This is a genomic window from Pseudonocardia sp. NPDC049154 (assembly GCF_040648315.1).
Taxonomy (GTDB): Bacteria; Actinomycetota; Actinomycetes; order Mycobacteriales; family Pseudonocardiaceae; genus Pseudonocardia.
Genome location: NZ_JBEZDN010000194.1, coordinates 1 through 5648, shown reverse-complemented (window position 1 = coordinate 5648; position 5648 = coordinate 1). Strand labels below are relative to the sequence as shown.

The 5648-nt window shown below is 73.1% G+C and carries 6 protein-coding genes; 4 read left to right on the top strand and 2 right to left on the bottom strand.

Translation table 11 applies throughout. The features are described from left to right. Positions 1-67: 67 nt before the first annotated feature. Complete coding sequence (gene corA / locus AB0B41_RS41345; RefSeq protein WP_358212505.1) at positions 68-1117, bottom strand: magnesium/cobalt transporter CorA; 1050 nt, start codon at positions 1115-1117, stop codon at positions 68-70. 316 nt (positions 1118-1433) lie between these two features. Here corA and AB0B41_RS41340 point away from each other — a divergent pair, with 316 nt between their 5' ends. Continuing rightward, positions 1434-1937: a MaoC family dehydratase gene (locus AB0B41_RS41340; protein WP_358212500.1), complete on the top strand. Its 504-nt coding sequence runs from the start codon at positions 1434-1436 to the stop codon at positions 1935-1937. A 74-nt stretch (positions 1938-2011) separates the two neighbouring features. Here AB0B41_RS41340 and AB0B41_RS41335 read toward each other — a convergent pair whose 3' ends face one another. Next, on the bottom strand, positions 2012-2407 hold the full coding sequence (locus AB0B41_RS41335; protein ID WP_358212499.1) for an NUDIX domain-containing protein: 396 nt from the start codon (positions 2405-2407) through the stop codon (positions 2012-2014). 98 nt (positions 2408-2505) lie between these two features. On the opposite strand from AB0B41_RS41335, the gene AB0B41_RS41330 reads away from it, so the two are divergent. From AB0B41_RS41330 to cydD, 3 genes are all read left to right on the top strand, one after another. Next, positions 2506-2667 (top strand): hypothetical protein, encoded by a 162-nt coding sequence (locus AB0B41_RS41330; RefSeq protein ID WP_197040525.1) that lies wholly within the window; start codon positions 2506-2508, stop codon positions 2665-2667. After that, entirely contained in the window at positions 2667-3230 is a 564-nt protein-coding gene (locus AB0B41_RS41325; protein WP_358212498.1) for a PH domain-containing protein, read from the top strand. Before AB0B41_RS41330 ends, AB0B41_RS41325 begins: the two co-directional genes overlap by 1 nt. A gap of 143 nt (positions 3231-3373) precedes the next feature. Continuing rightward, on the top strand, positions 3374-5648 hold a 2275-nt coding region (gene cydD / locus AB0B41_RS41320), incomplete at its 3' end, for a thiol reductant ABC exporter subunit CydD (RefSeq protein ID WP_358212497.1).

The window sequence follows — 5648 nt, the reverse complement described above, 5'->3', positions numbered from 1 at the left end:
CCGCCGAGCGCCTCCCCCGTGTGGTCTGGGCGTCCGTTCTTTCGGCCCCCCCCCGCCACTCACAGTGCTAGAGCCAGCCGTTCTTGCGGAAGTTGCGGTAGAGCAGCCCGCACGCCAGCACGATGATCATGATCACCAGCGGGTAGCCGAACTGCCAGTGCAGCTCGGGCATGTAGTCGAAGTTCATCCCGTAGATGCCGGCGACCATCGTGGGCACGGTGATCAGCGCGGCGTAGGCGGTGATCTTGCGCATGTCGGAGTTCTGCCGCATGGACACCTTGGCCAGCACGGCGTCGACCAGCGTGGTGAGGAGTTCGTTGAAGCCCGCGACGCGCTCGGCGACCCCGGACAGGTGGTCCTCGACATCCCGGAAGTAGCTGCGGACCTCGTGCGGGATGAGCGAGCTGTACCCCTCGGTGATCTTGTGCAGCGGCTTGAGCAGCGGGGTTACGGCGCGGCGCAGCTCGAGGATCTCGCGCTTCATCACGTAGATCTGCTCGGGGTCCATCGTGGTGCGCGGGGCGAAGACCTCGGCCTCGAGCTCGTCGATGTCGTCCTCGATCGCCTCGGTGACCTCGAGGTAGGTGTCGACGACGTGGTCGGCGATGGCGTGCAGCACCGCCGCCGGGCCGAGGGCGAGCTGCTCGGCGTCCTCCTCCAGCTTGCGCCGCACCGCGGCGAGGCCGGTGTGCTTGCCGTGCCGGACCGTGACCACGAAGTCCCGGCCGACGAAGGCCTGCACCTCGCCCGTCTCGACGATCTCGTTGCTGGTGGTCGGCTCGGCGTGCCCGACGTAGCTCACGGTCTTGAGCACCATGAACAGCGTGTCGTCGTAGCGCTCGAGCTTGGGCCGGTTGTGCGCGTGCACCGCGTCCTCGACGGCGAGCTCGTGCAGCCCGTAGGTCTCGGCGATCCCGGTGATCTGGTCCTCGGTGGGCTCGTGCAGCCCGATCCAGACGAAGCCCTCGCCGCGGTCGCGGACCTCGTCGATCGCCGCGTCGTGCGTCCAGCGGCCGGGCAGCCGCTCGCCGTCGACGTAGACGCCGCAGTCGACCACATAGGCCGAGACGGGGACGCGCAGCCGCGGCAGCACGCTGGTGTGGCCGTTGCGGCCCAGGCGGGCGCGCGAGCCGGCCGCCTTGATGGCGGGGCGGAGGGAGGACAGGGGCGGCACGGCGTACCTCCTGCGGCGGGAACGGGCGGGGACGCGGGGAAGGCACGTCTCGCCGGACGCCGCAGGGCGTGACTCAGCCCACGACGGGAGCGGCAGGGACGCGCTCGGTACTACTGCCTGGCGCCGGATCCATCGCGCGTCACCTCCTCCGCCACTCGTCGGCCCTCGTGCGTGACCGTGATCGCGCCCGCCTCTCAGGAAGCGGGCCACCGGCTAGATTACCCGGCCGTACGGATTGTCGGCGATGGAGGCGAGAACGTTGCAGTTCGGCCGTTACTACGAGGAGTTCGAGGTCGGGGCGGTGTACAAGCACTGGCCCGGGAAGACGGTCACCGAGTACGACGACCACCTCTTCTGCCTCCTGACGATGAACCACCACCCCCTCCACATGGACGCGCACTACGCGGAGGAGACGACGGACTTCAAGCGCAACGTCGTCGTCGGGAACTACATCTACTCGCTGCTGCTGGGCATGTCCGTGCCGGACGTGTCGGGCAAGGCGATCGCGAACCTCGAGGTCGAGTCGCTGAAGCACACCAAGCCGACCTTCCACGGCGACACGATCTACGGCGAGACCGAGGTCCTGGACAAGACCGAGTCGAAGTCGAAGGACGACCGCGGCGTGGTCTACGTGGAGACCCGCGGCTACAAGCAGGACGGCACCGTCGTGTGCACCTTCCGGCGCAAGGTGATGGTCCCCAAGCGCAGCTACGGCGACTCCCGCGGCGGCGAGCAGCCGGGCCGCCCGGTCCCGGCCTCCTGAGCCGGCCACCGAGTCGATCTGAGACGAACGGCACTCTCGTTCAGCAGGTGTGAACGAGGGTGCCGTTCGTACCCCTATCGGGGGAGCACCGCCCAGCCCGCGAGGGTCTCGGCGAGGCCGTCGACGAGGGGGAGCGCGGCGAACTCCGCGGCGTCGACCCAGCGGGCGTCGGCGGCGTCGTCGCCGGCGGCGAGCGTGCCCCCGACGAGCGTGCAGCGGTAGTCCGCGATCCGGTACGGCCCTACGAGAACGGTGCCGACGTGCGGCCCCGCCGAGATCGCCAACCCGGTCTCCTCCGCCATCTCGCGGACGAGCGCGGCGGCGTCGTCCTCACCCGGCTCGACGTGCCCGCCGGGGAGCGACCAGAGCCCCCGTCCGGGCTCCGTCCCCCGTTTGATCAGCAGTAACCTGCCGTCCGCGTCGTGCAGGATTGCCCCCACACAGGGGACGTGTCGGCTACCCTCGGTCATCGGTGGAAACGGTACGCTCCCCGCGTGGCCGTATCCTCACGCCGGGGATGTCGGTATTTTCTGATCTTGCCAGCTCCTCCTGCCGGAACGGTGGTCGTGTGAACGTCAAGAAGCTGACCGGGCTGATCGTCATCGCCCTGGTTGTGTTCTTCATCGTGACGAACCCCAGCGGCGCCTCGGGCGCCGTCAACGGCATCGGCAACTGGCTCTACGGCGTCGGCACGAACATCACGAGCTTCCTCTCCAGCCTGGCGCCCTGATGCTCGCCCCCCGGGAGATCGACGAGTACCTGCTCCCCACGGAGCGGCGGGTCATCCGGGTGCGGCAGCACTGGGCCGTCATGATCCCGCACATCACGCAGACCGGGCTGTTCCTGATCGCGATGATCGCGATCGACCGGCTGCTGCAGGGGCGGGTCGGCGAGCCCGGCGGGTTCGGCGAGGCGCTCGTCGACAACCTGACCTTCTACCTGGCGCTGGTCGCCGTGCTGCGCTTCGCGGTGAACTCGATCCTCTGGTGGATCGAACGCATCGTGATCACGGACAAGCGCGTGATGCTCGCGCAGGGCATCTTCACGCACAGCGTGGGCATGATGCCGCTGGGCAAGGTCACGGACCTGACCTTCGAGCGCAGCATCGGCGGCCGCATGCTCGGCTACGGCACGCTGATCGTGGAGTCCGCCGGTCAGATCCAGGCGCTGAACCGGATCGACTTCATGCCGCGGCCGGAGGAGATCTACGAGGCCCTCTCCGAGCTGGTGTTCGGTGAGAAGGGCAAGACCCGGGCCACCGGCATGCTCGCCCGCAACCGCTGGCGGCGCTGAGACCCGTCGCCGGGCCGGGACCTTCGTCCCTGTCCCGGCCCGCATCGGTCCCGTCCCGGACCGCCCCTGTGCCCTCGCGACGCCCCGCCGCGGCCGGGGAGGGTGATCACCGGACGTGAGCGCAGCCGGGATCGGAGGGCCGGATGACACCCGATCCCGCCCGGCGCCCCCTCGATCCGCGGCTGCTCCGCCACGCCGCGGCGGCCCGCCGGTTCGTGCTGGCCGGCCTCGCGATCGCCGTCGCGACCGCGTTCCTGGTGATGGTGCAGGCCCAGCTCCTGGCGACCGTCGTCGCCGACGGGTTCCTCGGCGGTGCCGGGCTCGCGGTGCTGCTGCCGCTGCTGGGGCTCGCCGCCCTGGCCGTCGTCGGACGGGCCGGGCTCGCCTGGGCGGGCGAGGTCGCGGCGTACCGGGCGTCGGCCGACGTCGTGCGGGAGCTGCGCAGCCGGGTCGTCGGGCACGTGCTCCGGCTCGGGCCCCGGCACCGCGCACTGCCCCCGGCCGGCGAGGTGGCCACCCTGACCTCCCGCGGGCTCGACGACCTCGAGGCGTACTTCGGCCGCTACCTGCCGGCCCTGCTGGTCGCGGCCGTGGTCCCGGTGGTCCTGGCGGTGCGCATCCTCACCGCCGACTGGCTGTCCGGGCTGCTCGTGGGGTTGACGGTGCCGCTGATCCCGCTGTTCGCGGTGCTCGTCGGGCTGCACACGCAGCGGTCGACCGCCCGCCGGTGGCGCACGCTCGCCGTGCTCGGGCACCATTTCCTCGATCTCGTCGCGGGGCTCGACGTGCTGGTCGCCTTCGGCCGCGCGGGGCACCAGGCCGGCCGGCTGCGCATGATGACCGAGGCCTACCGGCGGGCGACGATGCGCACCCTGCGCGTGGCGTTCCTGTCCGCGCTGGTCCTGGAGCTCGTCGCGACCCTGTCGGTGGCGCTGGTCGCGGTCTCGATCGGGCTCCGGCTGGTCGGCGGCTCGCTCGACCTCGCCACCGGGCTGCTCGTGCTGCTGCTCGCCCCCGAGGTCTACCTGCCGCTGCGCGCGGTCGGGGCGCGCTTCCACGACGCCGCCGCGGGCACCGCCGCCGCCTCCGCGGCGCTCGACGTGCTGGACACGCCGGTCCCACCCTCCGGTCCGGCCGTGGCGCCGGACCCCGCGACGCACGCCGTCGTGCTCGACGCGGTGCGGGTCGACGGGCGCGCCGCGCCGATTCTCGACGGGCTCGACCTGACCCTGCATCCCGGCGAGGTCGTCGGCGTGCGCGGGCCCAGCGGCTGCGGCAAGACGACCCTGGTCGAGCTGCTCGCCGGGCTGCGCACGCCGGACGCCGGCCGGGTCCTGGCCGGCGGGACCGACCTGACCGATGTCGACCCGGCCGGCTGGCGCCGCCGGGTCGCCTGGGTGCCGCAGCGACCCGTGCTGCTCGCAGGCACCGTCGCCGAGAACATCGCGCTCGCCGATCCGGACGCCAGGCCCGACGCCGTCGCCCGAGCCGCCGGGCTCGCCCGGCTCGACGTCCCGCCGGACACCCCGGTCGGGGAGGACGGCGCCGGCCTGTCCACGGGCCAGCGGCGCCGGGTCGCCCTGGCGCGCGCCGTGCTCGCCGACCGCCCGCTGCTGCTCCTCGACGAACCGACCGAAGGTGTCGACGCGGCCACGGAGGCGGCGATCGGCGACGGCCTCGCGGAGATCGCCGAGGGACGGACCGTGGTGCTGGTCAGCCACCGGCCCGAGCTGCTGGCCCGGTGCGACCGGATCGTCACGCTCGCGCCCACGCGCGTCGTGGGGGAGCAGGTCACGGAGACCCCGTCCGCTCCGTCCGCTCCGTCCGCTCCGTCCGCTCCGTCCGCGGAGCCGACCCCGGCCGACGACGCGCCCCGGCCGGGCCCACCCGTGCCGCTGCGGTCCGTCGCGCGCGGGCAGCGGGGCCGGCTGGTCGTGGCCGCGCTGCTCGGCGCCGCGGCGCTCGGCTCGGGCGTCGCGCTGACCGCCACGTCGGCCTGGCTCATCTCGGCCGCGGCCCTGCAGCCGCCGGTGCTGACGCTGATGGTCGCGATCGTGGGCGTGCGCGCGTTCGGCCTCGGCAAGGGCGTGTTCCGGTACGCCGAGCGGCTCGTGTCGCACGACGCCGCGCTCCGGGTGGGCAGCGCGCTGCGCGTCCGGGTCTGGGCCGACCTCGTCCGGCTCGGCCCGGCCGCGACCGCGCGGCACCGCCGCGGCGACCTGCTGACCCGGCTCGTCGCCGACACCGACGCGCCGCAGGACCTGCTCGTCCGGGTGCTGCTGCCGGCCACCGCCGCCGCGCTCGTGGGCGGGGCCGCGGTGGTGGGCTTCGCGCTGCTGCTCCCGCCCGCCGGGGCCGTGCTGGCGGCGGGGCTGCTCGTCGCCGGGGTCGGCGCGCCCGCGCTCGCCGCGACCGCCG

Bases quoted from the DNA above. Each gene is read 5' to 3' on its own strand.
- AB0B41_RS41335 (WP_358212499.1), bottom strand. From the start codon at position 2,407: ATGACCGAGGGTAGCCGACACGTCCCCTGTGTGGGGGCAATCCTGCAC.
- AB0B41_RS41325 (WP_358212498.1), top strand. From the start codon at position 2,667: ATGCTCGCCCCCCGGGAGATCGACGAGTACCTGCTCCCCACGGAGCGG.